This is a genomic window from Polyangium jinanense (assembly GCF_028435265.1).
Lineage (GTDB): Bacteria > Myxococcota_A > Polyangia > Polyangiales > Polyangiaceae > Polyangium > Polyangium jinanense.
Window position 1 is genome coordinate 270,574 of record NZ_JAGTJK010000009.1, and the last position, 26,541, is coordinate 297,114.

The 26,541-nt window shown below is 67.4% G+C and carries 18 protein-coding genes and 1 tRNA gene; 11 read left to right on the forward strand and 8 right to left on the reverse strand.

The annotated features are described in order from the left end of the window. The first annotated feature begins 48 nt into the window (after nucleotides 1-48). From KEG38_RS20245 to KEG38_RS20270, 6 genes are all read left to right on the forward strand, one after another. Nucleotides 49-828, forward strand: coding sequence for a hypothetical protein (locus tag KEG38_RS20245; protein ID WP_272421370.1), 780 nt, complete (start codon nucleotides 49-51; stop codon nucleotides 826-828). 2 nt (nucleotides 829-830) lie between these two features. Continuing rightward, nucleotides 831-2,606, forward strand: a complete 1,776-nt coding sequence (locus KEG38_RS20250) for a carboxypeptidase-like regulatory domain-containing protein (protein ID WP_272421371.1) — start codon at nucleotides 831-833, stop codon at nucleotides 2,604-2,606. Nucleotides 2,607-2,675: 69 nt separating this feature from the next. Beyond that, nucleotides 2,676-3,839: an ATP-binding protein gene (locus KEG38_RS55570; RefSeq protein ID WP_272421372.1), complete on the forward strand. Its 1,164-nt coding sequence runs from the start codon at nucleotides 2,676-2,678 to the stop codon at nucleotides 3,837-3,839. 88 nt (nucleotides 3,840-3,927) lie between these two features. Then, nucleotides 3,928-4,009: transfer RNA gene (locus KEG38_RS20260), tRNA-Leu, on the forward strand. Between the two features lie 92 nt (nucleotides 4,010-4,101). After that, the gene (locus KEG38_RS20265; RefSeq protein ID WP_272421373.1) at nucleotides 4,102-4,677 is read left to right on the forward strand and encodes a hypothetical protein; all 576 of its coding nucleotides are present in this window, start codon (nucleotides 4,102-4,104) and stop codon (nucleotides 4,675-4,677) included. Nucleotides 4,678-4,813: 136 nt separating this feature from the next. Beyond that, complete coding sequence (locus KEG38_RS20270; RefSeq protein WP_272421374.1) at nucleotides 4,814-7,207, forward strand: MYXO-CTERM sorting domain-containing protein; 2,394 nt, start codon at nucleotides 4,814-4,816, stop codon at nucleotides 7,205-7,207. Between the two features lie 22 nt (nucleotides 7,208-7,229). On the opposite strand, the gene KEG38_RS20275 is transcribed toward KEG38_RS20270, so the two are convergent. From KEG38_RS20275 to KEG38_RS20295, 5 genes are all read right to left on the reverse strand, one after another. Continuing rightward, a complete protein-coding gene (locus KEG38_RS20275; protein WP_272421375.1) occupies nucleotides 7,230-7,877 on the reverse strand; it encodes an HAD family hydrolase in 648 nt (215 codons plus the stop codon). A gap of 44 nt (nucleotides 7,878-7,921) precedes the next feature. Further along, complete coding sequence (locus KEG38_RS20280; protein WP_272421376.1) at nucleotides 7,922-9,475, reverse strand: serine/threonine protein kinase; 1,554 nt, start codon at nucleotides 9,473-9,475, stop codon at nucleotides 7,922-7,924. An 85-nt stretch (nucleotides 9,476-9,560) separates the two neighbouring features. After that, nucleotides 9,561-10,496, reverse strand: a complete 936-nt coding sequence (locus tag KEG38_RS20285) for an NAD(P)-binding domain-containing protein (RefSeq protein WP_272421377.1) — start codon at nucleotides 10,494-10,496, stop codon at nucleotides 9,561-9,563. Next, nucleotides 10,493-12,175 (reverse strand): 1-acyl-sn-glycerol-3-phosphate acyltransferase, encoded by a 1,683-nt coding sequence (locus KEG38_RS20290; RefSeq protein ID WP_272421378.1) that lies wholly within the window; start codon nucleotides 12,173-12,175, stop codon nucleotides 10,493-10,495. The genes KEG38_RS20285 and KEG38_RS20290 overlap by 4 nt, the downstream gene beginning before the upstream one ends. Before the next feature lie 328 nt (nucleotides 12,176-12,503). Further along, a complete protein-coding gene (locus KEG38_RS20295) occupies nucleotides 12,504-13,718 on the reverse strand; it encodes a hypothetical protein (protein ID WP_272421379.1) in 1,215 nt (404 codons plus the stop codon). A 133-nt stretch (nucleotides 13,719-13,851) separates the two neighbouring features. Between KEG38_RS20295 and KEG38_RS20300 the strand changes: the two genes are divergently transcribed. The 3 genes from KEG38_RS20300 (at nucleotide 13,852) to KEG38_RS20310 (ending at nucleotide 17,483) form a co-directional block, all read left to right on the forward strand. Continuing rightward, a complete protein-coding gene (locus tag KEG38_RS20300; protein ID WP_272421380.1) occupies nucleotides 13,852-14,913 on the forward strand; it encodes a hypothetical protein in 1,062 nt (353 codons plus the stop codon). A gap of 114 nt (nucleotides 14,914-15,027) precedes the next feature. Next, nucleotides 15,028-16,737, forward strand: coding sequence for a hypothetical protein (locus tag KEG38_RS20305; protein WP_272421381.1), 1,710 nt, complete (start codon nucleotides 15,028-15,030; stop codon nucleotides 16,735-16,737). A gap of 14 nt (nucleotides 16,738-16,751) precedes the next feature. Next, nucleotides 16,752-17,483: a class I SAM-dependent methyltransferase gene (locus tag KEG38_RS20310; RefSeq protein WP_272421382.1), complete on the forward strand. Its 732-nt coding sequence runs from the start codon at nucleotides 16,752-16,754 to the stop codon at nucleotides 17,481-17,483. 1 nt (nucleotide 17,484) lies between these two features. On the opposite strand, the gene KEG38_RS20315 is transcribed toward KEG38_RS20310, so the two are convergent. Genes KEG38_RS20315 through KEG38_RS20325 form a run of 3 tightly spaced genes read right to left on the reverse strand, consistent with a single transcriptional unit; the run spans nucleotide 17,485 to nucleotide 18,414 of the window. Next, nucleotides 17,485-17,766 (reverse strand): DUF5985 family protein, encoded by a 282-nt coding sequence (locus KEG38_RS20315; RefSeq protein ID WP_272421383.1) that lies wholly within the window; start codon nucleotides 17,764-17,766, stop codon nucleotides 17,485-17,487. Then, the gene (locus KEG38_RS20320) at nucleotides 17,763-18,020 is read right to left on the reverse strand and encodes a DUF5985 family protein (protein ID WP_272421384.1); all 258 of its coding nucleotides are present in this window, start codon (nucleotides 18,018-18,020) and stop codon (nucleotides 17,763-17,765) included. Before KEG38_RS20320 ends, KEG38_RS20315 begins: the two co-directional genes overlap by 4 nt. Next, the gene (locus KEG38_RS20325) at nucleotides 18,013-18,414 is read right to left on the reverse strand and encodes a winged helix-turn-helix domain-containing protein (RefSeq protein WP_272421385.1); all 402 of its coding nucleotides are present in this window, start codon (nucleotides 18,412-18,414) and stop codon (nucleotides 18,013-18,015) included. Before KEG38_RS20325 ends, KEG38_RS20320 begins: the two co-directional genes overlap by 8 nt. Nucleotides 18,415-18,654: 240 nt before the next feature. Between KEG38_RS20325 and KEG38_RS20330 the strand changes: the two genes are divergently transcribed. Continuing rightward, nucleotides 18,655-24,192 (forward strand): HAMP domain-containing protein, encoded by a 5,538-nt coding sequence (locus tag KEG38_RS20330; protein WP_272421386.1) that lies wholly within the window; start codon nucleotides 18,655-18,657, stop codon nucleotides 24,190-24,192. Between the two features lie 23 nt (nucleotides 24,193-24,215). Further along, nucleotides 24,216-26,342, forward strand: coding sequence for a response regulator (locus KEG38_RS20335; RefSeq protein ID WP_272421387.1), 2,127 nt, complete (start codon nucleotides 24,216-24,218; stop codon nucleotides 26,340-26,342). Nucleotides 26,343-26,541: the final 199 nt, after the last annotated feature.

Here is a 26,541-nt window from a genome sequence, read left to right on the forward strand (position 1 = left end):
CTCGCGCGGCGGCCGCTGCGCCGTGCCCCGCCCCAGAAGGAGGTGCCCTTGCTCGTCGCTCGTCCGCTCTCGCCCGCCCTCTCGCCCGCGTGTCGGCTCGAACCTCGCAGCGCGCCTCGAAGGCCCGTGCCGGAGGCATTCCAAGACCTGACAGCGCTGTCAGGGGTGCCGCGCCGTCCGTCTTCGCCTGAAGGCCATTTCCTGGGCCTTGGCCCGCTGGCCCGAAGATCGCTTCATGCGCTTTGGCTCGTCGTACTCGCCCCGGGTTGCCTCGTCACCGCGGAGCCCGTCACGTACGAGCCGCAGCAGACACCGCCGATCCTCGTCGCCTCGGGCCTCGACCCCGATCCGCGCTCCATCCTGCTCGTGGGCGGCGACCTCGGCTTGCCCGAATTTCCGATTGCTGCGTCGGTGGCCTCCGAGGACGCCGGGGAATCCGTCAAGGCCGCTCTTTACATCGATTACGGATTCGAGAACCCCTTGGAACAGCCCTTCCGGAATATCTTGCCGAATTTCCCGGAGCTACCGGCGGCGACGCTGGCGGACGGGCCACGCCCGCTCGTGGGGGTTCTTTACAAGGTGGGCGTGGTTGCGCTTCAGCCCGGCTGCCATCGCCTGACGCTCGTCGTCACGCATGAATTCGATACCAGGACCGGTTGTCCCAAAGACCTCCGGGATTCGAGCCAGATCACCTGGCATTTCCGGCAATGCGACGTCGGCGACTGTCCGCCGGTCCTGGAGAATTGTCCAACCGCCGAAGTTAGCTGCCCGCTCGATCCCACGGTGGTGACGAGCGACCCGAACGACGCCGGGACCACGGGAGGTTGACCTTGAAACGCGCCTTCTCCTTGACTTCTGCTCTCTTCGTGCTAGCGGCCGTGCCCACCCTCTCCGGATGCTTCGCGCTCGGGGGACTCGCGGATGAGGCCGTGAATGCTTGCTCCTCCGACGAGGACTGCGAGGGCGGCGGCGTCTGCGCCAGCGTCGACGGCTTCCAGACCTGCGTCGGGACCAAGGCCGATCTTCCTGGCCTCATCCTCGAAGTGCGCCCCACGGCCGAGGCGAACTCCGGCGCGAACACGCCCTACCTCGTCCCGTTCGGCGGCGAGGGCTTCGTCGACCACTCGAGCGCGGGCCTCGTCGTCGAGCACGACATCCGGCTCTCGCACGTCGTCGTCTCGCCGATCGAGCTCTACGTCGACTACGACTACAAGGGCTGCCCCCTCTCGCCCGAGGGCAAACTCGAAGCAGACTTCACCTTCTTCCGCGACGCCCAGCACGCGGGCCTGCCCGATCACGAGGCCAAGGCCGTCATCCAGGAGGGCAGCACGGACGCCTACTCCGTCGAGATCCCGCCTGGCATCTACGACGTGCACGTCGTCCCGCGCGCGCCTGCGAACTGCCCCGCGCCTCCGCCGCCGCCCATGTACTACCGCGGCATCGACCTCAACCAGGGCGGCAAGATCGACCTCCACCTCTCCGAGGCACCGCGCGTCATCTCTGGCAGCATCGCCTTCCCCGAAGGCAAGGACTTGAACGGCTGGTCCATCGAGGTCGTCGAGCCCAAGCACGGCATCCCCGTCTCGCGCACGCAGGTCCTCACCGTCGACCCGCCCCTCGCGCTCTTCACGAAATACAACCTCGAGTACTACTGGGACTTCGGCCAGGAGAGCTCGCCCATCCTCCGCCTCCGGCCGCCGCCCGACGATCCGGACGCGCCGAAGTTCTTCTGGCAGGTCGCCTCGCTGAGCCCGCTCAACCCCGACAACAAGAACATCCAGGCCGACCTCACCCTCATCGACCTCGACGCCGTCGGCCGCACGGTCACGTCGTACGTCGTCGACGCCCACGACGCCGCCGTCGTCGCGACCGTCTCCTTCCGCAGCCTCGAGCTCTCCGGCAACGCTTCGAACAGCGCCATCTACAGCGCCGTCGTCGACACCGACAACGAGGGCATCTTCACGGCGCTCCTCCCGCCCGGCAAGTACCGCGTCACCACGCACCCCACCTTCGACCTCACGAAAGCCGTCACCACCGAGGACGGCTTCGAGGTCCCCGCCGACGGCGACTGCGTCTGCGGCAAGGGTTTTACGGTCCACGACAAATCCGTCGTCTCCGGCGAGGTCGTCCTGCCGAACGGCAGCCCCCTCTCGATGGGCTCGGCCTCCGTTTTTCCTTCGCGAACGCCTGCGCGCCCGTACCTCTCGCGCAGCCTCCTCGCCGACGCGCCGGCCTCGCAGCCGATGTCAACGCCGCTCGGCTTCGCGGGCGAGTTCTCCTTGCTCGCCGATCCTGGCCTTGCCGATCTGCTCGTCGTCCCGCCGCCTGGCTCGCTCTATCCGTGGATCGCGAACCCGCAGGCCAAGGTCGTGGTCGGCCAGGCCGTCAACTTCGACACGCTCGTCCTCCCGTATCCCGTCGTGCTCCGCGGCGAGGTCCGTGATCCCCTGGGACAGATCGTGCCGAATGCGACCCTTCGCGCGTGGATGCCGGTCAAGGCATCGGGCACCGAGGAGACCGTGGTGATTCAGATTGCGGAGGGAGCCACGGATTTCGACGGTCGTTACCAGTTGCCCCTCGCTCCGTCCCTCGCGCTTTCGAGGTAGGCCCGCGTGCTGCCACGCGTCTGCGTCCCGGGGGTACACGCTCGCCTCGGTCCGGGATAGGCTGGAGGCGTGGCGGAGTCCGACACCGGTGGTAGGGACGAGGCGGCGCGCGGACGAGGGTCTTCCGAGGACGTGAGCCGCGGGCCCTTGGCCGACAAAGAGAGCGCGCGGAGCGACGTCGACCCAACGTCGCGACGCCCGACCGATCGAGACCTCGCGGGCGTCCTCCACGAGGTCTCGAACGCGCTCACCGTCGTGCTCGGATGGATCGACCGCGCGCGCGGCGAGATCGACTCGCTCCCCACCGTCGAGGACGCGCTCGCCATCGCGGCATCACGCGCGCGCCATGCGCGGCAGATCGTCCGCCGTGCGATCGGCGCCGACGTCCCTGACGACGTCCCTGCGTCCGTCGCGTCGATCCTCGCCGAGGCTGCGAAGGGCTGCGAGCCCGAGGCCAAGCGTGGCGGCGTCGAGCTCCGCACCTCGCTCGACCCTGCACTCGAAATGGCGCATTTGCCGGGCACTTCCGTCATCTTGCAGATCCTCACGAACCTCCTGCTCAACGCTGTCGCCGTCTCGCCTGCGCGTGGCGCCGTGCTCCTCGACGCGAAGCTCGACGGACTCGACGACGTCGTTTTCGGCGTGACCGACGAAGGCCCCGGCGTGCCCGTCGAGCGCCGCGCGAACCTGCTCGACGCGGGCGTCACCACGCGCGCGGGTGGCGCGGGCATCGGCCTTCGTTTCGCGGCGGCGCTCGCGCGCGAGTCGGGCGGAACGCTCTCGCTCGTGCGTGCCGAGCCTTCTGCGCGCTTCGAGCTTCGCTGGCCTCGCCGCCCCTCCTCGCCGCCGGCGCCGCCGCACTCGGCCCGCAAGCCTGCGATGGTCCTCGCGGGCAAACGTATCCTCATCGTCGAGGACGACGACGCCGTCTTCGATCTGCTCGAGGCGGCGCTCGCGGCGCGTGGCGCGACCATCGTGCATGCGCGCACGCGTGCCGAGCTTGGAGGTGCGTTGAAGACGGGCACTCTCGACGCGGCGCTCTGCGACCTCTCGCCGTTCGGTGCGGACGTGCCCGGCGCGCTCGTGGAGATCCGCGAGACGCACCCATCCGTGCGGATCGTCCTCATCTCGGGCAACGTGCGAGACCTCTCGGGTTTGCCCGCGTCCTTCGAGGTCAAAGCCGTGCGCAAGCCCTTCGAGATCGGCGAGATTGTAGCGGCGCTCACGGTTTGATGGGTGTGCTCGACGGCCTCGTGAAAAAAGTGTTTGACATTGGAGGCGGAACGGGTAGGTTCCGTCGCCTCGAAGCAAGCGGTTCCGAGCGAAGGTGGCGGAATTGGCAGACGCACTAGCTTGAGGTGCTAGCGGGTAACACCGTGGGGGTTCAAGTCCCCCCCTTCGCACCCCGAAACGGTCCACACGGACCGCGAGTCAGAAAGAGAAAAGGGCCGGTCACCGTAAGGTGCCGGCCTTTTTCGCGTTTGGGGGTTTCGACATGTCCTTGCGTCTCCTACGTCCGGCGTCTTTTTCCCTTCCGCTCGCGCTCCTCGCGCTCACCGCCTGCGCGGCGGCCCCGAAGTCCTCGGACGCCCCGACCACGGCGACCGAGTTCGCGGCCGAGCCCGCGCCGGCGCCGGCGCCGCCGCCGCCTGCGGCCACGGCCATGGCCCCGTCGGAGGTCTCCTCCGACGACCTGCGGACCCCGGACGACGCCCAGATGGCCCTTTCGCGCTGGGAGAGCACGTTCCTCAACGTGATGGGCGTGCCGGACGAGGAAAGGAAGTCCTCGGCTGCCGCGGATGCGCCTCCAGCGCCGCAGCACAAGCGAGCGCCTGCGGCGCCTACCAAGCCGACGACGCCTGCGCCCGAGGGCATGTCGGCGGCGGGCGGCGACGAGAGCCCCTGCCATGGCGCGTGTCGCGCGTACGCCTCGATGAAACGCGCCGCCACGCGCCTCTGCGACCTCGCTGGAAAAGAGGACGATCGTTGTGCCGCCGCGCAGGAGCGCATCGATCGCGCGAGTGAGCGGCTCAAGGCGGCTTGCCCGCGGTGCGAAAGCATCCGCGACTAGTCAATTTTCCGACGCTACATTCTCGTCGGACGATTCCAATCGTTGCCCTCGCTTTCGGGGCTTCCTAGGATCCATTCGGACGCGCCCTTCCCGTGCGTGTCCCACGTCCTCGGACTTCCCAAAGCAAGGGTCAACGATGCGCTTTTTTTCCTCCTTCTCGGCAAGCTTGATGGTCCTCGCGCTCGGCGGGACGGCGTTCGCCGCCTCCGGGCCGCGCACACTGCTCGAGGTGGGTTCGTTCGCGCCCGCCGCGCAGAAGTCGCTCGCCTCGGTCAAGGGTGCGGAGCCCCAGGCGCTCGAGGCCTCGGCGCGCACCATCCTCGCGGAGCGCGCGCCCTGGTCGCAGAGCCTCTCGCTCGGCCCTGCGCGCAACGCGACGCTGCGTGACGGCCGGCGCATCGTCAAGATGCCGCAGATGCACCAGGGCGTGCCCGTGCTTCATCGTGGCGCCACGGTCTCGTACGGCGACGACGGCATCGCGCATATCGTCACGGCGCGCCTCGCCGAGGACCTGCCCGCCGACGTCGTGCCCGCGCTTTCGGCCGAGGACGTCGCTGAAAAAGCCTCCAAGTCGGCCGGCATCGAAATGAACCCCAAGACGGCCCGGCTCGTGATTTGGCCTTCGGGCGGCGGCAATGTCCTCGCCTGGCATTTTTATGCGCCCGGTCTTCCCATGCCGTATGCGCCTGTCGTCGTCGTCGACGCGAAGACCGGCGACGTCGTCGCGCGCTACAACGCGGCCGTCTCGGTGCACCAGGCCGACGTCTTCCCGTCGAACCCGGTCAAATCGCCGCAGACGAAGACCATCACGCTGAACTTGCCGGACGGGGCCGACCAACTCTCGAGCCCCCTCGTCGTCGCGCGCAATTGCATCGACATGAAGACGACGACGACCATCATGGGTATCACCATCCATACCTGTGAGCTCGTGCATACGGTGACGGCGGACGCGGGTTCGCTCGATTTCACGTCGACGACGCCGGCCGAGGACACGGCGGCCGAGGATCCGTTCTCGGAGCTCCACATGTATGCGCACACCGAGATCGCATACCGGTTTTTCCGGACCTTCAAGCCCGATTTCCTGGTCCAGGCGGGCCCGCTCGACGCGGTCGCGAACCTGCGCATGCCCGACGGCCTCTTCGGCGGCAATCCGGCCAATATCGGCAACCCCAACGTTCCCCTCGTTCCCTTCCAGAATGCCTTCTTTTCGCCGCCGGATTCCTTGGGCTCGCTCTTCAACATCTCGGGCGGCGCCATGATGTTCGGCCAGGGCCCGATCAAGGATTACGCCTACGATGGCGACGTCATTTACCACGAGTTCACGCACGCCGTCGTCAATGCGACGATCCAGCTCGTCGGCACCCCGCACCTCGACGCGTATGGCATCGTCTACTCGCCGGGCGGCATGAACGAGGGCCTCGCCGATTACTTCTCGTCGGCCATCACCGGCGATCCCGACGTCGGCGAATACGCCGTTCTGGACGCCGATCCGAGCGGCAAGGCCATTCGCAGCCTCGCGGCCCCCGACGCCTGTCCCACGGCCATCGCGGGCGAGGTCCACCAGGACGCGACCCTCTTCTCCGGCGCGCTCTGGGACGTCCGCAAGGGTTTGACCGAGGTGCAGAAAGGCGAGCTCGACCTCGCCGTCTTCGCCGCGATGGAGGCCGCGCCCTCGGGCGACCTCCATTACCACGACATGGCCGAGCTCATCCTTGCCCAGGTCAAGACCTCCGCGCTCGGCGACGCCGTCGCCACCCAGCTCGAGGCGGCCTTCACCACGCGCGGCGTCCTGCCCGAGTGCAAGCGTATCCTCGAATTCACCGGCTCCACGATGCAGGGCCCGCTCCTCGTCGGCACCAGCGGCGGCGCCCCCCTCGGCGTCTGGTTCGCGCCGAGCGTGGCTGCGGCGAACGTCGGCTCGAACCAGCAGGGGTACGTGCCCGGCGTCGTCCAGGTCCGCGTGACCCTGCCGGAGAACACCGACGCGCTCACCATCGATTTCGACGGCGCGACCACGGGCGGCGGCTCTCCGTTTGGCGGCGGCAGCTTCGAGCCCAGGGTCCTCGTCCGCTTTGGCGAGGAGCCCCTCCAGTTCACGTATGGGCCCTTCAAAGCGACGGACGACACCGTCGTCCTCACGCCGGACGGCGGCGGCTCCCAGGGCGTGAATGCGTACACCACCACGGCGCAGGTCCCGGCCGGCACGAAGACGGCGTACGTGATGATCGCCAATTCCGGCGACGGCGACGGCCTCTTCACGAACCTGACCTTCACCCCGGACCAATCGTCGGGCGTGGGCGGCGCCGGTGGTGCGGGCGGCGCGGGCGGCGCGGGTGGCGCCGGTGGCGCGGGTGGCGCCGGTGGCGCCGGTGGCAGCGGCGCGGGCGGCAACCCGGCCACCCCGCCCGTCAATGACGATGGGAGCTGCGACTGCTCGGTCCCCGGCTCCTCCAGCGTCCCGGCGGGCGCCTCGCTCGCCGCCTTCGCGGCCGTCGCGGCGCTCCTCGCGCGTCGCCGTCGCCAGAGCTGACCGGAAACGAAGCGCGCGGGCGCTACGGCAACCGCACGAGCGCCCGCGCTTCTTCCAGGCTCCTCACCACAACATCCGCGATCTCCACGAACGCGGCCCCATCCCCCTCGGGCACCGCGATCACCGCCATCCCCGCGGCCTTCGCGGCCCGCACCCCGTTCTTCGAATCCTCCAGCGCGAGGCACCCCTCGGCCCCGACCGAAAGCCGCTCCGCCGCGCGCAAATACACATCCGGCCACGGCTTCGCCCGCGGCACCTCCTGCCCGGACACCGTCACGTCGAAATGGTCCGTCAGGCCAAACCTTTTCAGGCTCGCGTCGATCAGCCGCCGCGGCGACGACGACGCGAGCCCGATCGGCAGCCGCCCCCGCGCCTCGTCGAGGAACGCCCGGGCAAACGGCTTCAGCGAAAGACTCTCCACGTGCGCGAGGAAGCGATCCTCGAGCTCCGCCACGTCGCGCGCCTCGTCCACCGGAAAGCCGATCTGCTCCCCCATGATGTGCACGATCCGCCCGATCCCTTGCCCCGTGCAGGCGAGGGCCATCTCGTCGGTCCACTCGCCCCCGCGTGCGCGGGCGAACGCGCGCTCCACGTGGTGCCAGAGCGGCTCCGAGTCGACGAGCAGCCCATCCATGTCGAAGATCAGCGCGCGCGGGGAGAATCGGCTCATGTCGAGCCGCCGACTAGCGCGGGCACGCCGCCCCGGCAAGCGCGTCACTTCCTCGGCGCCGTCGTCGTCGCGGCCGGCTTGACCGGCCCGGAGCTCGGCTGCTTCGAATCGTGCGGCGACGTCCCCACGGCCGCAGGCGGCGTCGGCGGCGCATGGGTTTGCCTCAGCCTGAGGGCCACGAACGCGCCTACCGCCGCTGCGAGCACCACCACGAGCGCCACGAGCCAGCGAACGCGCTCCGATCCGCGCGACGACTCCGGCCCCGCCTCGACCAGCTCTGCCGGCGGCTCGACGACGACGGGCGTGAGCTGCTTCTTCCGCACCGCGGGCGGCTCGGTCTTTGGCCCCGCGTTTCGGTCGAGCGTCGGCGTCACCGGCGGCGGCTCCAGCGACGCCGGGGCGGGCAGGCTCGGCGGCGGCGGGATCGAAGGCGCGATCGTGTCGGGCGCCTCCATCGACGGCGGCATGCTGCGCAGGTTCGGCAGGTTTGCCCCCACGCCGGGCTCGCTCCCGCCGTGCGCCGTGTCCACACGCGCCACGCGCATCGACGACGCGGGCATGTCCTCTGCGGACGGCGACGACGCCTCGCTCTGCCGCAGCTTCGCGATCTGCCGCTCGATGATCTTCCGGATCTCGGCGCGTTTGTCCGCGTAGACCGCCGTGACGTATTTGCCGATGTCCTCCGGCGTCACGCGGATCTTCGCGCTGTCGAGGTAGTCCAGGATCGCCGTCCGCATCTCCGCGGCGGTCGTATATCGATCCACCGGATCGTATGACAGCGCCTTGCCGCAGATCTTCGCGAGCGTGGGAGGTACGTCTGGACGAACCGACTCGATCGACGGCAGATCACCGGTCGCGAGCTTGTGGAGCACCTCCATGTCGGCGGCCTTGTCCCACATCTTGCGGCCGGCGAGGATTTCCCACAGCACGATGCCTGCGACGAACACGTCGGCGCGCCGATCGAGCGGCTTGCAGCGCACTTGCTCGGGGGCCATGTACCCGAGCTTCCCCTTCATGATTCCCGCGCGCGTCTCCATCATGCGCACTTCGGACTTCGCGATCCCGAAATCGAGCAGCTTCGCCTGACCGTCGTACGAGACGATCACGTTGTGCGGGCTCACGTCGCGATGCACGATGTTGAGGGGCTTGCCGTCGTAATCGGCGAGCTCGTGCGCGTAGTGCAGCCCTGCGAGCACGTCGGCCAGGATCCGGAGCAGCACTCCGGGCGGCGCTGGCGTCTTCGTGCGCGACGACCGGTTGATGAGCCGGTTCATCGGCGCGCCTTCGAGGTACTCCATCGTGATGAAGTACACGCCCTTTTCCGCGTGCACCTCGAACGTCTGCACCACGTTCGGGTGATTCAGGCGCGTCGCGATCCGCGCCTCGTCGAGGAACATCTCCCGGCGCTCGGGATCCTCGGCGAACTCGGCGCGCAGCCGCTTCACCACCTGCAGCTTGTTCACGCCCAGGGGCCCCGCGACCACGGCAAGGAACACGTCGGCCATTCCCCCGCGGCCGAGGTTCGCGATCAGCTTGTACTTGCCGACGCTCACCGGCTCGTTGTCGGATAGGCTTTGCGCGGCAGACACAGAGTTCATGTTCGGTCAGGATCGTGCATCGGTGCAAGCGGGATCCGCCGCGCCGTAGCGGCAGATTTTCGACGTGGTCCGTCCAGATTCGCGACTACCCTGCGAACATGCGATCCAGCATGGCCTGCGGGCGCCCGCCGGCGAGGATGTCCGAGAGCGCCCGGAACGTTCCCGCCGTGACGCGGTGCTCCTCGGCGAACCGCGCGATCCGCGGGATCAGCGGGATCGCCTCCACGCGGAGCTTCGCCATCGCGATCGCCTGATCGAGCGGCACCTTCCGCGCGAGCGCCTTGCCGAGCACCACCTCTGGCCGGTCTTCGAGCGCGATCGACGCGAGCAGATCGCCGTACCCGCCGAGCCCGAACATCGTCCGCTCCTCGCAGCCCGCGGCGGCCATGAGCCGCGCCGCCTCGTCGACCCCGCGTGAGATCAGCGCCGCCAAAAGCCCCGGCCCCGCGCCCGCCTCTTCCGCGTAGCCGACCCCGATCGACAGGCATCCGACGAGCGCCGAGGCCCACTCGAGCCCGCGCAGATCGTTCGTCCCGTACACCCTCAGGCTCGGGCTCTGGAACGCCCGCGTCACGGCCGTGATCACCTCGGGGAACCGCGACCCGATCACCATCGCCGATGGCCGCCCCTCGATGAGCTCGCCCGCCTGCACGGGCCCACCGAGCGCGCCGAGCCGCCGCGCGGGCGTCTCTTCCCGCACGAGATCACTCACCGTTTCGAGCTCCTCGGACCCGAGCCCGCGCACCCCGTGCACCACGAGGTGCTGCCCGCCGAGGTGATCGCCGAGCGCCCTGAGCACGTTCCGCGCGACCGACGACGGCACCGCGATCACCACGAGCCGCGCCTTCGCGACCTCCGCGTAATCGACCGTCACATGCAGCCCCGGATCGCTGTCCGGCTGATCACGCCGCGAGTGCAGCACCACCTCCGCGCCCGTCCGACGCGCGGCCGTCGCGAGCGCCCGCCCCCAGGGCCCGCCGCCCACGATCCCCACGCTCGGCGTCTGGCTCTGTTCTGTCACGACAAACCTCCCTGCGCCGCCTCTTGCGCCTCGGGTTTGGCGAAGACCGGCGGCCGCGCGGGCGGCACGCCCGGGGGCGCGATGACGTCCCAGGCCATCCCGTGGGCCGCGAGCCGGTTCTGGTAATAAAACAATAGATTCGTGTCCACGATCGCGATCCCGTCCGCCCGCGACGCGAGCACGGGCGAGGCGTGGTAGCCGGCGAAGGCCCGGAGCGCGCGTTCCACGATGTCGCCGCCCGACGCGGTCCGCAGAAACCCGCCCACCACGATCTCCCCGCGATCCGCGAGCTCGACCAGCCGATCGCGGAGCTTCACCACGTCCCGCGCGAGATCGTCGCGCGGCACCACGACCACGTCGCGCTGCCGGAGCACCGTGAAGAGATCCCCGGCGGGCGAGGCGCGCCGCAGCCGCTCGAAGCTCGCGGCGGCGACCACGTGCGTCTCCAGCACCACCGTGTCGCGCAGGTAGGCCTTGCAGATCTCGTCGCCGAGCTCGCGCGTGTACTGCGCATCGCGCACCGGATCGAGCGTCACGCGCCCGTCGAGATCCTTCACGTAACTCGCGGGATCCACCTCGCGCCCGCGCCGATCGAACGATCGGCAACGCTCGTCGACCACGTTGCCGAAGGGATCGATGGGTTTGCCGAAGCGGATCACCACGGCGCCTTGCATGTCGAACATCTTGCGCATGAACGCGGTCACGCGCCCGAGGCGCGACGACTCGTCGTCCTCGATGATGAAGCGCCCCTTGCCGGCCTCGGCGAGGAAGTCCGCGATCAGCGTCTCGGCCTCCAGCGTGATGAGGTAGTTGATCGTGGCGGGCACGAAGTACACGCGCCGCTCCCGGTTCGCGAGCAAGGTCCGCGCGTACGCCTCGATCGCCGTGCCCATCAGCCCGAGCTTCAGCCGCCGCTCCACGCCGCCCGAGCGCGAGCGTGTTCCGCCCGGGAAGAACAGCGAGTGGTAGCCGCGCTCGAGCAGCACGCACGAGTACGTCTTCAGCACGTCCTTGTAGAGGTTGTGCCGGACCCTCCGGTCGACGCGGTAGGCGCCGAGGTTGTGCATGAAGAACGAGAGCACGGGGTTCGTGAACAGGTTCTTGCCGGCGCCGTAGGTCGCGGGTGGCAGACCGGCGCGCTCGAGCGCGTAGCCGAACACGATCGAATCCATGTTCGAGAGGTGCGTCGGGACGTACACCGCCGTCCCGTGCCGCGAAAGCTCGCGCAGCTCCTCGACCGGCCCCTCGACGCGCACCTTGTCATCGAGCGCCGACAGGCTCACGAGGTGCCTCGGATCGCGGGCCAGGCGCACGAGCGTCCGCGGCGCGAGCAGGTACGTCACGATCGGCGGCAGGAGCTTCGACGACACCTTGAACACGCGTGGATCGAAGTTCCCGGCCACGTCCCAGCCGATGTGATCGACGATCTCCACGAGCTTCTGGCGCCGTTCGCCGTCGTCCATGCGGCTCAAGGCGCGGGCGAGCCGTTGCCACTCGGCGAGCTCCTTCTGCTCCTCGGGCCCGCGCTTGCTGGCTTCGAGGCGCTTCGTCTCGTGGTAAGCCGCGTCGTTCAGCGCGAGCAGGGGATCTCTCGTGGAGAGCACGACGCGCGAGATCACGGTCCGCACGATGTCTTCCCGCGCCGCGTTGAACCCGAAGATGGGGGCGTGGTCCTGCATGGCCTTCTTGATCTAGAAAATTTCGCGGCCTAGCGCGAGCACGATGTGCCGTGGCCGCGAGGGCACTCTGCGTGATCAGGAGGTCCGAGGGAGGGCGGAGCAAGATTGCCGCCTTCTTCGATCGGGCGTGGGAGAGCGCTAGAACATCGATCGGTTTGCAACCGCTCGATGTTCTAGCTCTCTTGTCCCGAGGGGGACGCCTCGCGTCCCCCTCTCGTCCGGGCAAAGCCCGGCCGATTCACCCCCCGAGGGAAGATCGCTTCACGATCTTCCGAGCATCGAACCGGTCGATGCTCTAGGCTCCCCCCTGCGATGGCCGCTCGTTACCTCAGGGCACGCACGGATCCGGCGGCGGCGGCACGGCCGGTACCACGCTCCCGAGCTGCGTCGACTTCATCGTGAAGCCGATCCCGATCGAAATCGCATCACACTCCTTCGTCGGATCCTGCGTCCCGTCGCTCATGATGTCGGAGGCCTGGCGGAGCTGATTCAGGATGCTCTGCAGCGTCGGGCTGCTCGGGTCGCAGAAAGATTCGTCGAACTGGGAGGCCAGCTTCGCCACCTCGTCCGTGAGGTCCTGCGTGTAGATGACGCCCGAGATCTGGCCGCCCGTGGCGCCCTGCTGATTCGCGTCGAGCTGCATCGAAATGCGGGCCTCATGAATGGGCAGGTGCATGTCGAAGAGGTCCGGGAACCTGAGCCGCAGCGTGAGCTGGCTCGGCGAAATCGTGTCAACCGCGCCCTGCGTGATGGCCGTGGACGAGAACGAGCAGATCGCCGACGTCGGATCGGCCGGATCCGTGAGCGACGACACGTCGATCGGCCAGACGTCGGTCCCGTCGAAGGCCGGTGTTTGCCCCAGGTTCCCGCCGAGGAAGAGCTTGCTCGACGTCGTGCACGCCTCCTGACCGACGTTCGACATCGAGAGCAGATACGTGTATTCGCCGTTCGCGATGGCCTCGTTCGTCCGCGCGCTCAAGTCCGCGGTGAGCCCAAGGAAAATGGGCAGCACGTTCTTTCCGAACGCATTATCGATGCCATTGATCCCGTCGGGATACACCGCGGCCGGCGACCCGCCGAAGGCGGGCTTGCAGAGGCCGGTCGACTCCTTCGTGGACACGAGCCCGTCGATGTTCCTTCCGTATTGCTTCCAGGCGTTCACTGGATTCGCCGTCCCGTCCGGATCCGTATCGCCGATCAGCATGTGATTCATGGCGAGCACGATCTCCGGGCCGCCGGAGCAATCGGGCAAGTTCCCGCCGCTGCCGCCGGAGCCGCCTTGCCCGCCGCCACCCGCACCGCCCGCGCCGCCTGCGCCGCCGACGCCGCCGGCCCCGCCCGTCCCGATGCCGCCGGTACCGCCCGTCCCGCCGACGCCGCCGGCGCCACCGACGCCGCCGACGCCACCGACGCCGCCTTGCGCGCCGGATCCGCCGGACCCGCCTTCTCCGCCTCCCTCGACTGTTCCACCACACGCCGCGAGCGCGAGCGCCGCGGCCGCCACCACCATCCCACCAGCACGAACCAAGCCAAAACGAAGCATGTCGTCCTCCATCGGCGACCGGGACCCGGACGCCGGCTCACACCCTACCACGCCTTTTCGGAAGTCACGACTCGCAGTATGCTACCGGCAAGAATTTGACCGCCCCTCGGCCCGGACCTCCGGCGATGGAACAATGATACGCCTGGCCAAACCCCGATTCGTCGCGTCGCTTTTGCTTGCTGCCTGCGGGGCGCCGGCCGTGTCGTCGGATCCGGCGCCTGCATCCGCCTCCGCATCCGCTGCCGTTCCCGCCTCCGCCTCCGCCTCCGCGCCCGCCTCCGCGCCCGCGCCTGCGCCCGCTCCCGCGAGCGTTCCCGCGCCCCCGGCCATTTCGGCGGACGAAGCCGTTACGCTGCTCTTCCGGGGCGAGGCGTCCGCCGCCGCGGCCTGCACCGAAGCCGACGCGCGGGCGCGAATTCGTTGCCTGCTCGGAAAACGCTACGACGGGCACGCCTCCGCGCGGGCCACCGTGCTCTCGCTCTACGAAAAGACCGGCAGCGTCGTCGGCGTCGAGGAGCCTTACGTGATGGAGGGTGGCTTCCGCGGCTCGATTCGTATCGTCCCGGAGCTGCCCGTCGGCCGCTACGAAAAACACCTCGGCTGGGTCGCCGAGGCGAGCGCCGATTTCGACGCCTTCTTCGACGCGGTCGCCGCCCGCGCGAAGGCAGGCGTCCAGTATCGACATCGCGCCATTTCCTGGAAGTTTTTCCGCTCCGTCGGCCGCACGACCCCGTCGGCCTACGCGAGCGGCTGGAGCATCGGGTACAACGTCTCGGGCTCGCTGCACGGCTCCGCGGAGGCCGTGCGGGAGACCCTGTTCCACGAGATTTTCCACCTGAACGACGCCGCGCGGCTCTCGGGGCCGGAGCAATGGTCGCGCAAGAAGCTCGGATCGATCCACGACGCCATCCTCCAGAAATGCAGCACGAAGCCCTCGTGCCTCGCGCCCTACGCGCCCACGCCCACGATGGTCCGCGGCGGCACGTATTACGCTTTCCAGCCGAACAACGGCGACGCCGTGAACGAATACGGCGCCGACCTCGCCGCCCGGTATTACCGCGAGACGCGCGCCGTGCTCCGCGGCGAAAAACTCGCGAAGACGGCGTTCAAATGCGGGCCCGAGGAGAATGGCCGTGCCTGGAAGATCCTCGTGGACGAGTTTTTCGGCGGCGTGGACATCGTACCAGAATGTTAGGAGGCACCTTCCGTTGCGTTCCGTCATCATTCTCGCGGCTTGCACAATGTCATCGCCTCTCGTGCGGGGCTCTGGTTTGATGTCGTCCGGGCCCACCGATCGGAGGAATCTGCCATGAACGCGACGAACACCCGATACGCGCTTCGCGCAGGCGTCTTGCTGCTTCTTTTGCCCCTCGGGTTTTCCTGCGGGGAGACGCCGCCCGGCGGCGGCACCACACCTGGGCCCGAGCCCGAGCCAGAGGTCGAGCTCCCCCCGCCGCTCGATCCGCTCCCGCCCGTCGTTCTCACGACCACCGACCGCTTTGCGACGAGCAGCCAGTGCGGGCAATGCCACTTCGCCGGCCCGGAGACCACGGTCATGCACGACGCCGCCGGGAACGACATTTCCCCGGTGTATCTGTGGCGAAGCTCGATGATGGGCTTCGCGGCGCGGGATCCTTATTATCTCGCGGTCTTCGGCGAGGAGCTCGTCAAGCATTCGGGCCGCGAGGCGTTCGTCGAGGAGACGTGCACGCGCTGCCATGCGCCGGCGGGGTCCGAGGAGCAAGCGCAGGCGGGCGGGCATTTGACGTTCGACGCCCTCGTCGCGGGCGACGGCAAAGAGGCAAACCTCGCCCGCGACGGCGTGACCTGCACGCTTTGCCACCAGATCGCCGACGACGGGCTCGGAAAAACGCAGAGCTTCGGCGGCGGGTTCGTCATCGGATACGAGCGGGAGATCTATGGCCCACACCTCGTGCCCAAGGTCGACCCGATGCAGCTCATCGTGAATTACACGCCCACCGCCTCCGCGCACATCACGAAAAGCGAGGTCTGCGCGACGTGCCACACCGTGCTCGTGCCCATCATGAAAGGCGACCAGCGTGTAGGGGATTTCCTCGAGCAGGCGCCCTACCTCGAGTGGAAAAACTCCACGTTCGCGGAGGGTGTTCCTTGCGCGACCTGCCATTTGCCCACGCAGGACGGAGCGAAGGTCGACATCTCCTCGCCTATTGCCAAGTTCCCCGCCGGGCTCGGCGCGCGCACGCCGTACGGCCAGCATCGGTTCAGCGGAGGGAATGCCTACATGCTGCGGATCCTCGCGGACAACGCGGAATGGACGGGCGCGGGCGTGGCGCCCGAGGAGCTCGAACAATCGGCGGCGCGGGCCGAGGCGCACGTCGCCGAGGGAGCGGTCGTGAGCATTCTCTCGGCGTCGATGCAGGGCAGCGCGCTCGCCGTCGAGGTGCAAGTGGAGAATCACGCGGGGCACAAGTTCCCCACCGGATATCCGAGCCGGCGTGCCTGGATCCATCTGCGCGCCGAGGGCGCGGGCGGCGAGGTGCTCTTCGAATCGGGCGGGTTCGACGCCACGGGCGCGCTCGTGGATCGTGCCGGCGCGCGGCTCGATCGATCGGATTCGGTCCTGCCGCACCATGATGTCGTCACCAAGGAATCCGAGGTGCAGGTCTACGAGGCCATCGCCAAAGACGCGACCGGGGCCCCCACGCACCGGCCGCTCGCCTCGGTTGGGTTTGTCAAGGACAATCGCCTCCTTCCCCTGGGCTGGTCGAGCGCGGATCCGTGGATCGACTGGATCGGGCCCGTCGGCGTCACGGGCGACGGTACGTTCCAGCCCGGCTTCGACCGCGTCACGTACAAGATCGAGGGCGGCGCCGCGATCCGACGCGTGACGGTGGAGGTTTTGTATCAATCGGTGCGTCCCACCGAGCTCGACACGCTCGCGCGGGTGCCACACCCCGCGGCCGTGCGCTTCTCCAGCATGGCGAGCGCGCGGCCGTCGATTCCCCTGGTCGCGGCGCAGGCGCTGATCGAACTTTGAAAGAAAGGAACGAGATGGGAAGCCAGTACGACACGCTCGCGGCGATCACGAACCTGACGGCCGACATGCCGCTCCGGAAGTTTTTCGAGGAGTACACGTTTTTCCAGGCGCTCGGCGACATCACGGGCCGCTCGGTGCTCGACGTCGCCTGTGGCACGGGGCTCTACAGCCGTCGGTTCAAGCAGCGCGGCGCGGCCCGCGTCGTCGGCATCGACAACTCCGAGGGCATGGTCGATTATGCCCGCCACCTCGAAGCATCACAGCCGCTCGGCATCGAATACCATGTGCTCGATGCGCAGAACGCCCGCGGCCTCGGCACCTTCGACATCGTCGCCGCGACTTACCTCCTGCATTACGCGCCGTCGCGGGAGGTCTTGCGCGACATGTGCACGAGCCTCCACGCGTCGCTCGGGCCGGGCGGCCGCCTCGTGTCCATCTGCATGAGCCCCGACATCGAGCTTCGAGACACGTCGTATTATCGGAAATACGGCTTCGAAGCGGCGTCGCCCGGCGAGGACGGCGACGTCGTCACGGTGAAGAGCCTGGTGCCGGAGCTCCCGTTCACGATCTCGGCTTATTACCGGAAACGCACCACCTACGAGATTGCCCTGCGCGAAGCTGGCTTCCGCGATATCGTCTGGCACCCGCCCGCGGTCGCCCCGGAGGGCATCGCGGCGCTCGGGGTCGACTACTGGAGCGAATACCTACGCCGCCCCCACGCCGAGGTCTTCTCCTGCACGAAGTGAATCAACGCGCCCGCGGGACGGCGCGGTGCGGCTGGCGCCGATTCTTGTCGACGATGCCCGCGATGAGGAGCGCGAACGCCAGCAGCCGGACGAGGAAGATCCAGTGACGGCTCTCGTAGCCGCCGGGGACGAACGCGAGGACGCTGCGCTCGACGGAGAGGAGGGCGAAGACCAGCGCGAGCAGCGCGAACAGCCGCTCGCGACTCTTCCGCCAGAATCGCACGAAAAACAGGCAGACGGCCAGGGCCATTCCGACGAATACACCCGAGAGGAGCTGGATCACGTGACCTCCGTGATCATTCCGTAAAGAAGGAGCCCCACCGCGATGACCGCGGTCACCACGCGCGGAATGGAGAGATCGGCGAGCGGCCCGATCAAGAGGTCCGTGAGGAGCAGCAGGTTGTTCAGAGCCATCGCGGAGAAACAGAGGCCCGTCCACAGGATGAGGCGCAGACGCGTGTGCCTGTAATTCTTGAGGAGAAGCGCCGCGCAGACCAGGCTGGCCAGCAGGCACAGCGAATAAACGGTCTCAGCCATCCCGATCCTTTCTGAACCGAAACCCCTCGGCATATACCTGCAGGTTGGAGATCGGGTTCGAAAAGATGCTCTCGAGCACCTTGTAACGGAGCTCGGTGTAAGCCGCCGACAAACGAGCGACATCGTCATCGAGCGACGGCGAAGCTGGGGCGTACCGGTACACGCGTTGCTTGGAGTCGAGGCGCGAGGTGAGGAGGCCGCTCGCCTCCAGATCGGCCAGGCGGCGGCTCGCCGATTGCTCGCTCGTGCGCAGGGCTTCGCATACCGCGCGGGGGCTCCAGTCTTCGTCCGGGGCGCCGCGCAGGAGAAACAGGATCTCCAGTTGCTCCACCGAAGTGATGTGGTCGGCGATGAACCGCGCGACCTCGTCGGGTAATCGGCGCTCTTCGGCCAATGTCGCTCCCGCGTGGGGCGTACCACCGGCGCGAACACGGTGCAACCAGGCGACGACAGCATTGCGAGGCGGGCGGAACGTGCATTTCCGAATTTCAAGGGACGTGCCGGCCTCATGCAGGATGATGCAAGCGTGCCGCCCCGAACAAAGCTAAGCCTGCTCCTCGACCACGCTGGGTGAGGACCGCTCATCCAGGGGGTGGTCGTGCAGCGGACCGAGGACGTCCCTGGGGAACGAGGAATGAGCGCAAAAGAAGTCGTCGTCTCCAAGCAGAGCCGGACCGTGCGCGCGAATGGCGCGCACAAGACCTCGAACGGCATCGATGGCCATCTCCACGGCAAAAGCACGGCCAAGAATGGCGCGAGGGGCCTCGGCAGGAGCGCCCGGAGCCGCAGCGCGGCCTCGACCATTGCGGAGTGGGAGCGCCTCTCGGACGACAATCGCGCCGAGGTCGAGCACCTCCAGGAGGTGCTGAAGGCCGTCAAGCAAGGCGATTTCACCGTCCGCTTCGAATACCAGAAGGACGGGATTCTGAGCCGCACGGGCGAGCTCCTGAACGACATCATCGGCCTGAACGAGCACATGACGAGCGAGCTCGTTCGCGTGGGCAAGGTCGTCGGACAGGAAGGAAAGATGCACGAGCGCGCCTCCGTCGGCCCCGCGAAGGGGTCGTGGGCGAGCTGCATGGCGTCCGTCAATCAGCTCATCTCCGACCTCGTGGCCCCGACGAACGAGGTCGCGCGCGTCATCACGGCCGTCGCCCGCGGCGACCTCTCGCAGAAGATGGTCCTGGAAATCGACGGTCGCCCGGTGCGCGGCGAATTCCTTCGTATCGGCACCACCGTCAACTCGATGGTCGATCAGTTGAACTCGTTCGCCGCCGAGGTCACGCGCGTCGCGAAGGAAGTCGGCAACGAAGGCAAGCTCGGCGGCCAGGCGGACGTCAAAGGCGTCTCCGGCACGTGGAAGGACCTCACGGACAACGTCAATGGCCTCGCGGCGAACCTGACCGCGCAGGTCCGTAACATCGCGAAAGTGACGACCGCCGTCGCCAAGGGCGACCTTTCGCAGAAGATCACGGTCGACGCGCGCGGCGAGATCCTCGAGCTGAAGAACACGATCAACGTCATGGTCGATCAGCTCTCGTCGTTCGCGGCCGAGGTGACGCGTGTCGCGAAGGAAGTCGGCACCGAGGGCAAGCTCGGCGGGCAGGCGGACGTCAAAGGCGTCTCCGGCACGTGGAAAGACCTGACCGACAATGTCAACGGCCTCGCCGCCAATTTGACGGCCCAGGTCCGCAGCATCGCGAAGGTCACGACCGCGGTCGCCAATGGGGACCTTTCGCAGAAGATCACGGTCGACGCGCGCGGCGAGATCTACGAGCTCAAGAACACCATCAACACCATGGTCGACACGCTCCGCTCGTTCGCCGCGGAAGTCACGCGCGTCGCGAAGGAGGTCGGCAACGAGGGCAAGCTCGGCGGCCAGGCCGAGGTGCAAGGCGTCTCCGGCACGTGGAAGGACCTGACGGACAACGTCAATGGTCTCGCCGCCAATTTGACGGCCCAGGTGCGTAACATCGCGAAGGTGACGACCGCGGTCGCCAAGGGCGACCTCTCGCAGAAGATCACGGTCGACGCGCGCGGCGAGATCCTCGAGCTGAAGAACACGATCAACGTCATGGTCGACCAGCTCTCGTCGTTCGCCGCGGAGGTGACGCGCGTCGCGAAAGAGGTCGGCAACGAAGGCAAGCTCGGCGGCCAGGCCGAGGTGCGCGGCGTCTCCGGTACGTGGAAAGACCTGACGGACAACGTCAATGGTCTCGCGGCCAATTTGACGGTGCAGCTTCGTGACGTGTCGAAGGTCGCGACGGCCATTGCCAATGGCGATTTGACGCAGAAGATCACCGTCGACGTCAAGGGCGAGATCCTCCAGATCAAGGACGTCATCAACAAGATGGTCGACCAGTTGAACTCTTTCGCCGCGGAGGTGACGCGCGTCGCGAAGGAGGTCGGTACCGAGGGCAAACTCGGCGGTCAGGCCAATGTGAAGGGCGTGTCGGGCACGTGGAAGGACCTGACGGACAACGTCAACGTCCTCGCGGCGAACCTCACCACGCAGGTCCGCAACATCGCGAATGTCACGACCGCCGTCGCCAAGGGCGATCTCTCGCAGAAGATCACGGTCGACGCGCGCGGCGAGATTCTGGAGCTGAAGAACACGATCAACGTCATGGTCGATCAGCTCAATTCGTTCGCCGCGGAAGTGACGCGCGTCGCGAAGGAAGTCGGCACCGAGGGCAAACTCGGCGGCCAGGCCGAAGTGAAGGGCATTTCCGGCACGTGGAAAGACCTGACGGACAACGTCAACGTCCTCGCGGCGAACCTCACCGTGCAGGTGCGCAACATCGCGAACGTGACGACCGCCGTCGCGAGGGGCGATCTCTCGCAAAAGATCACGGTCGACGCGCGTGGCGAGATCCTGGAGCTGAAGAACACGATCAACGTCATGGTCGGCCAGCTTCGCTCGTTTGCCGCGGAAGTGACGCGCGTCGCGAAAGAAGTCGGCACCGAAGGCAAGCTCGGCGGCCAGGCCGACGTCAAAGGTGTCTCCGGCACGTGGAAGGACCTCACCGATAACGTCAACGTCCTCGCGGCGAACCTCACCACGCAGGTCCGTAACATCGCGAAGGTCACGACGGCCGTCGCGAAAGGCGACCTCTCGCAGAAGATCACGGTCGACGCGCGTGGTGAGATCCTGGAGCTCAAGAGCACCATCAATACGATGGTCGACACGCTGAATTCGTTCGCCGCGGAGGTGACGCGCGTCGCGAAGGAGGTCGGCACCGAAGGCAAGCTCGGCGGCCAGGCCGACGTCAAAGGTGTGTATGGCACCTGGAAGGACCTGACCGACAACGTCAATGCCATGGCGTCGAACCTCACGGTTCAGCTCCGCGACGTGTCGAAGGTCGCGACGGCCATCGCCAATGGCGATTTGACGCAGAAAATCACGGTCGACGTCAAAGGCGAGATCCTTCAGATCAAGGACGTCATCAACAAGATGGTCGACCAGCTCAATTCGTTCGCCGCGGAGGTGACGCGCGTCGCGAAAGAGGTCGGCACCGAAGGCAAGCTCGGCGGCCAGGCCGACGTGAAAGGCGTCTCCGGCGTCTGGAAGGATTTGACCGACAACGTCAACGTCATGGCCGCGAATCTGACGAAGCAGGTGCGCGGCATCGTGAAGGTCGTGACCGCGGTCGCCACCGGCGATCTGAGCCAGAAGTTCGTGCTCGAAGCAAAAGGCGAGGTCGCCGCGCTCGCCGAAACGATCAACAACATGACCGACACGCTGCGCACGTTCGCCGATCAGGTGACCACGGTGGCGCGCGAGGTCGGTATCGAGGGCAAACTCGGCGCGGAGGCCAAGGTCCCCGGCGTCTCCGGCGTCTGGAAGGACCTGACCGACAACGTCAATATCATGGCCTCGAACCTGACGAAGCAGGTGCGCGGCATCGTGAAGGTCGTGACCGCGGTCGCCAATGGCGATCTGAGCCAGAAGTTCGTCCTCGAAGCGAAGGGCGAGGTCGCCGCGCTCGCCGAGACGATCAACAACATGACCGACACGCTGCGTATCTTCGCCGATCAGGTGACCACGGTGGCGCGCGAGGTCGGTATCGAAGGCAAGCTCGGCGGCCAGGCGAAGGTGCCAGGCGCGGCCGGCACGTGGCGCGATCTGACCGATAACGTCAATCAGCTCGCCGGCAATCTGACGGCGCAGGTTCGCGCGATCGGCGAAGTGTCCACCGCCGTCGCGCAGGGCGATCTGACCCGGTACATCACGGTCGAGGCGCAAGGCGAGGTTGCCGCGCTGAAAGACAACATCAATCAGATGATCGGCAACCTCAAGGACACGACGCACAAGAACCAGGAGCAGGACTGGCTCAAGACGAACCTCGCCAAGTTCTCCAGCATGATGCAGGGCCAGCGCAGCATCGTCTCCGTCGCCCGGCTCATCATGTCCGAGCTCACCCCGCTCGTGGACGCCCAGCACGGCGCGTTTTACATGATGGAGAGCGACCCGAGCGGCGATCCCGTCTTGCACCTCATCGCGAGCTACGGTTTCGGCGGTCGCAAGAACTTGTCGAATTCGTATCGATTGGGAGAGAGCCTGATCGGGCAGTGCGCGTTCGAGAAGAAGCGCATCATGCTCCACGACGTACCCGACGGGTTCATTTACATCGCAACGGGCATGGGGGAGGCGCCGCCGCGGAGCGTCGTCGTCTTGCCGGTGCTCTTCGAGGGCGAGACGAAGGCGGTCATCGAGCTCGCCTCGTTCAGGCCGTTCATCGCGAACCACCTCGCGTTCCTCGACCAGTTGATGGATAGCATCGGCGTCATCCTCAACATGATCTCCTCCAGCATGCGGACGGAGGAGCTTTTGCAGCAGCTCAAGAAGTCGAACGCGGAGCTCGAAGCGCAGGCGGCGGAGCTCAACGAAAAGGCGAAGCTCCTCGAAATCAAGAACAACGAGGTGGAGCTCGCGAGCCTGAGCCTCGAGGAGAAGGCCGAACAGCTCCAGCTCATCTCGAAGTACAAGTCGGAGTTCCTCGCGAACATGTCGCACGAGCTCCGGACGCCGCTGAACAGCCTGCTGATTCTGTCGAAGATGCTGGCGGACAACCAGCATGGCAATCTCACGGCCGAGCAGGTTCGCTTCGCGCAGACGGTGTACACGTCGGGCAACGATCTCCTGGCGCTGATCAACGAGATCCTCGATCTCTCGAAGGTCGAGGCGGGCAAGATGCCGATCGATCCGAGGACGTTCCGCCTGTCGGACGTCCGCGATTACCTGGAGCAGACGTTCCGACATGTCGCCGATCAGAAGTCGCTGTCGTTCGAGGTACGCATGGATCCCAGGCTGCCGGAGACACTTTACACCGACGTCAATCGGCTCCAGCAGATCCTGAAGAACCTGCTCTCGAACGCATTCAAGTTCACGAGCGAGGGCGGCGTATCCATGACGATCGCCGTGGCGCCGGGGGATCGAGGGGAGACGATGATCAGCTTCGCCGCGCAGGACACCGGGATCGGCATTCCGCCGGAGAAGCAAAAGCTCATCTTCGAGGCGTTCCAGCAGGCCGACGGGACCACGAGCCGCAAATACGGCGGCACGGGCCTCGGGCTCACGATCAGCCGCGAAATTGCGCGTCTGCTCGGCGGCACGATCGACGTCGTCAGCGCGCCGGCCCGGGGCAGCACCTTCACGTTGTACCTGCCGGCGACGTACGTCGGACCGGAGGCGCCGGACCGCGACGAATCGAGCGCCATGCCGCCGTCGACGGACACAACCGTCCTTCGACTGCCGCCCGATGTCGATTTCAGCGGGATGAAGGTGCTGCTCGTCGACGACGACAACCGCAACCTGTTCGCCCTCCGAACGGTGCTCGAGGCGCGCCAGATCGAGGTGCTCCACGCGGAGAACGGGCGCATCGCGCTCGAATTGCTCCAGGTGCATCCCGACGTCGACCTCGTGCTCATGGACACGATGATGCCGGAGATGGACGGGCTCACCGCGACCCGCGCCATCCGCGACATCATCCAGTTCCAATCGCTTCCCATCATCTCGCTCACCGCGAAGGCGATGAAGGGTGATCGGGAGAAGGCGCTCGCGGCCGGGGCCTCCGATTACGTGACGAAGCCCGTCGATCCGGAGCGGCTGCTCGCCGTGATTCACGACTGGCGGTTCAAGAAGCACGTCGGCCCGAGCCAGCTCGATTGAAACCGATGGCCCCCCAGGAAGTCATGAACGCGGAACAACCGACGCCGCTCGCGAGTGTCTTGCTCGTCGACGATACACCGGCAAACCTCCTCGCCCTCTCCGCGGTGCTGAAGCCGCTCGGCGCGCGGCTCGTGGAGGCGAAATCGGGGGTCGAGGCACTCGAATGCGTGCGTCGCGAGCCGTTCGCCGTCGTGCTGCTCGACGTCCAGATGCCGGGCATGGACGGCTTCGAGGTCGCGCGCCGCATGCGCGCGACCGAGCACGGCCGCGAGGTGCCAATCCTGTTCTTGACGGCCATCCATCGCGACGAGGCCTACGCGCGGCGCGGATATGCAATCGGCGCAGCGGATTACATCACGAAGCCGTTCAACGTCGACGTGCTCCGCGCCCGCGTGAAGGCGTTCGTGGATCTCTTCCAGCAAAGGGAAGAGATCCGCAAAGCGCAGGTCGAATTGCGGACGCGGGAGCGCGACGAGGCCGTGCGCAGGCTCGTGGCCTTCGAGCGTATCGCGACCGCGGCGCTCGACACGGACGACCTCGGCGTGCTCCTGCGCGAGCTGCTCGATATTTTCCTCGGCGCCGCCGACGCCGCGGATACGGCGACCGTGCTGCTGCGGGAGGGCGAGGAGCTCCGCGTGCGCGCCGCGGTGGGTCCGCACGGGGTGGACGAGGGCATGTCCGTGCGGATCGGTGAGGGTCTCTGCGGGGCGATTGCCGCGGGCAAACAGCCGGTCGAGGTGGAGGGCACGTCGACTTTCCCCGATTGCGGTTGCCTCCAATCGGGGAGCACGCGCGCCCTTTACGGCATGCCGCTCCTCCATTTCGGGGAGGTCGTCGGGGTCGCGCTCATCGGATCGAACCGCGCCTCGAGCTTCTCGGAGGCGGAAAAGCGGCTCTTTGCGGCGATGGCAGAGCGCGCGGCCTGGGCCGTGGCCAGGCACCTCCAGCGCGCGACGCACGAGGCCGAGCGCGCCGCGCTGCTCGAACGCGAGCGCGCGGCGCGCGCCGAGGCGGAGCTCGCGAGCCAAGCGAAGGACCAGTTCCTCGCCACGGTCTCGCACGAGCTCCGGACGCCGCTCAATGCGATCCTCGGCTGGGCCGTCCTCGCGCGGCAAAAAGCGCCGCCGCAGGTCGAGCGGGCCCTCTCGGTCATCGAGCGAAATGCACGGGCGCAGGCGCGCATCATCGACGATGTGCTCGACATCTCGCGGATCGTGAGCGGCAAGTTTCGACTCGACATGGTGCCGACGAACCTCGTGGAGGTCACGCAGGCAGCCGTCGAATCCCTCCGGCCCGTCGCGGAGGCGCGCGGCGTGAAGCTAGCGATTGCGCTCGGCCCGCTCGGCTTCACGCTCGGTGATCCCGAACGGCTCCAGCAGGTCGTCTGGAACCTGCTCTCGAATGCGATCAAATTCACGCCGAAGGACGGCACGGTCGAGCTCAGCGCATTTCTTTCGGGTTCGAACCTCCTGCTCCGGGTGACGGATACCGGGCAGGGCATCGATGCCTCGTTCATGCCGTACATTTTCGAGGCCTTCCGGCAGGCGGACGGGTCCACGGCGCGGCGGCATGGCGGGCTCGGCCTCGGGCTCGCGCTCGTCAAGCAAATGGTTCAGGCGCACGGCGGGACGATTTTCGCGGTGAGCGACGGAATCGGAAAAGGTTCGACGTTCACCGTGGAGCTGCCCATCCGGAGCACGCCTGCCACGCGTGCGTCGGAGGACGAGACCGCGGCCGCGAACGAGCAGCGGGTGCGGCTTTCGGGGCTCAAGGTGCTCGTGGTGGACGACGAGGAGGATGCGCGCGCGCTTTTGCGGCGTGTGCTCGAAGAGAAGGGCGCGACCGTGACGCTCGCCGCGTCGAGCGACGAGGCCCTCGATGATCTTTCGCGCTCCCGACCCGACGTGCTCGTGAGCGACATCGGATTGCCGGGGATGGATGGATATGCGCTGATCCGCAGCATCCGCACGCTGCCCGCGGAGTATGGCGGGCGAACCCCGGCCATCGCGCTCACGGCGTATGCGCGCACGGAGGACAGCCAGCGCGCGTTCGCCGCGGGATTCCAGCGGCACGTGCCGAAACCGGTGGACCTCGGGCGACTCGTCTCGCTCATCGCGAATCTCTGCGGGATTCCGCTCACCGAGGCCTAGCCTGGGGCCGCTGCGCCGGGGCGCTGCCCCGGGCCCCGCGGGGGCTATTCGCCCCTCGACCCGAACCAGGGCCTGAGCATTGGTCTCATCTCGCGAGCCCATTCTCCCTGAGCACCCGTAGCATCTCTGCTGCGGGTGCCAGTCGTTCGAGCCCGCGGCTGATGGTGACGGATCCGGGGGGTCCTCCGGAGGACTTGCC

Excerpts from the sequence above, each read along its gene's own strand:
- KEG38_RS20265 (WP_272421373.1), top strand. The coding sequence starts at position 4,102 with ATGTCCTTGCGTCTCCTACGTCCGGCGTCTTTTTCCCTTCCGCTCGCG.
- KEG38_RS20270 (WP_272421374.1), top strand. The coding sequence starts at position 4,814 with ATGCGCTTTTTTTCCTCCTTCTCGGCAAGCTTGATGGTCCTCGCGCTC.
- KEG38_RS20275 (WP_272421375.1), bottom strand. The coding sequence starts at position 7,877 with ATGAGCCGATTCTCCCCGCGCGCGCTGATCTTCGACATGGATGGGCTG.
- KEG38_RS20280 (WP_272421376.1), bottom strand. The coding sequence starts at position 9,475 with ATGAACTCTGTGTCTGCCGCGCAAAGCCTATCCGACAACGAGCCGGTG.
- KEG38_RS20290 (WP_272421378.1), bottom strand. The coding sequence starts at position 12,175 with ATGCAGGACCACGCCCCCATCTTCGGGTTCAACGCGGCGCGGGAAGAC.
- KEG38_RS20295 (WP_272421379.1), bottom strand. The coding sequence starts at position 13,718 with ATGCTTCGTTTTGGCTTGGTTCGTGCTGGTGGGATGGTGGTGGCGGCC.
- KEG38_RS20300 (WP_272421380.1), top strand. The coding sequence starts at position 13,852 with ATGATACGCCTGGCCAAACCCCGATTCGTCGCGTCGCTTTTGCTTGCT.
- KEG38_RS20305 (WP_272421381.1), top strand. The coding sequence starts at position 15,028 with ATGAACGCGACGAACACCCGATACGCGCTTCGCGCAGGCGTCTTGCTG.
- KEG38_RS20310 (WP_272421382.1), top strand. The coding sequence starts at position 16,752 with ATGGGAAGCCAGTACGACACGCTCGCGGCGATCACGAACCTGACGGCC.
- KEG38_RS20320 (WP_272421384.1), bottom strand. The coding sequence starts at position 18,020 with ATGGCTGAGACCGTTTATTCGCTGTGCCTGCTGGCCAGCCTGGTCTGC.
- KEG38_RS20330 (WP_272421386.1), top strand. The coding sequence starts at position 18,655 with ATGAGCGCAAAAGAAGTCGTCGTCTCCAAGCAGAGCCGGACCGTGCGC.
- KEG38_RS20335 (WP_272421387.1), top strand. The coding sequence starts at position 24,216 with ATGAACGCGGAACAACCGACGCCGCTCGCGAGTGTCTTGCTCGTCGAC.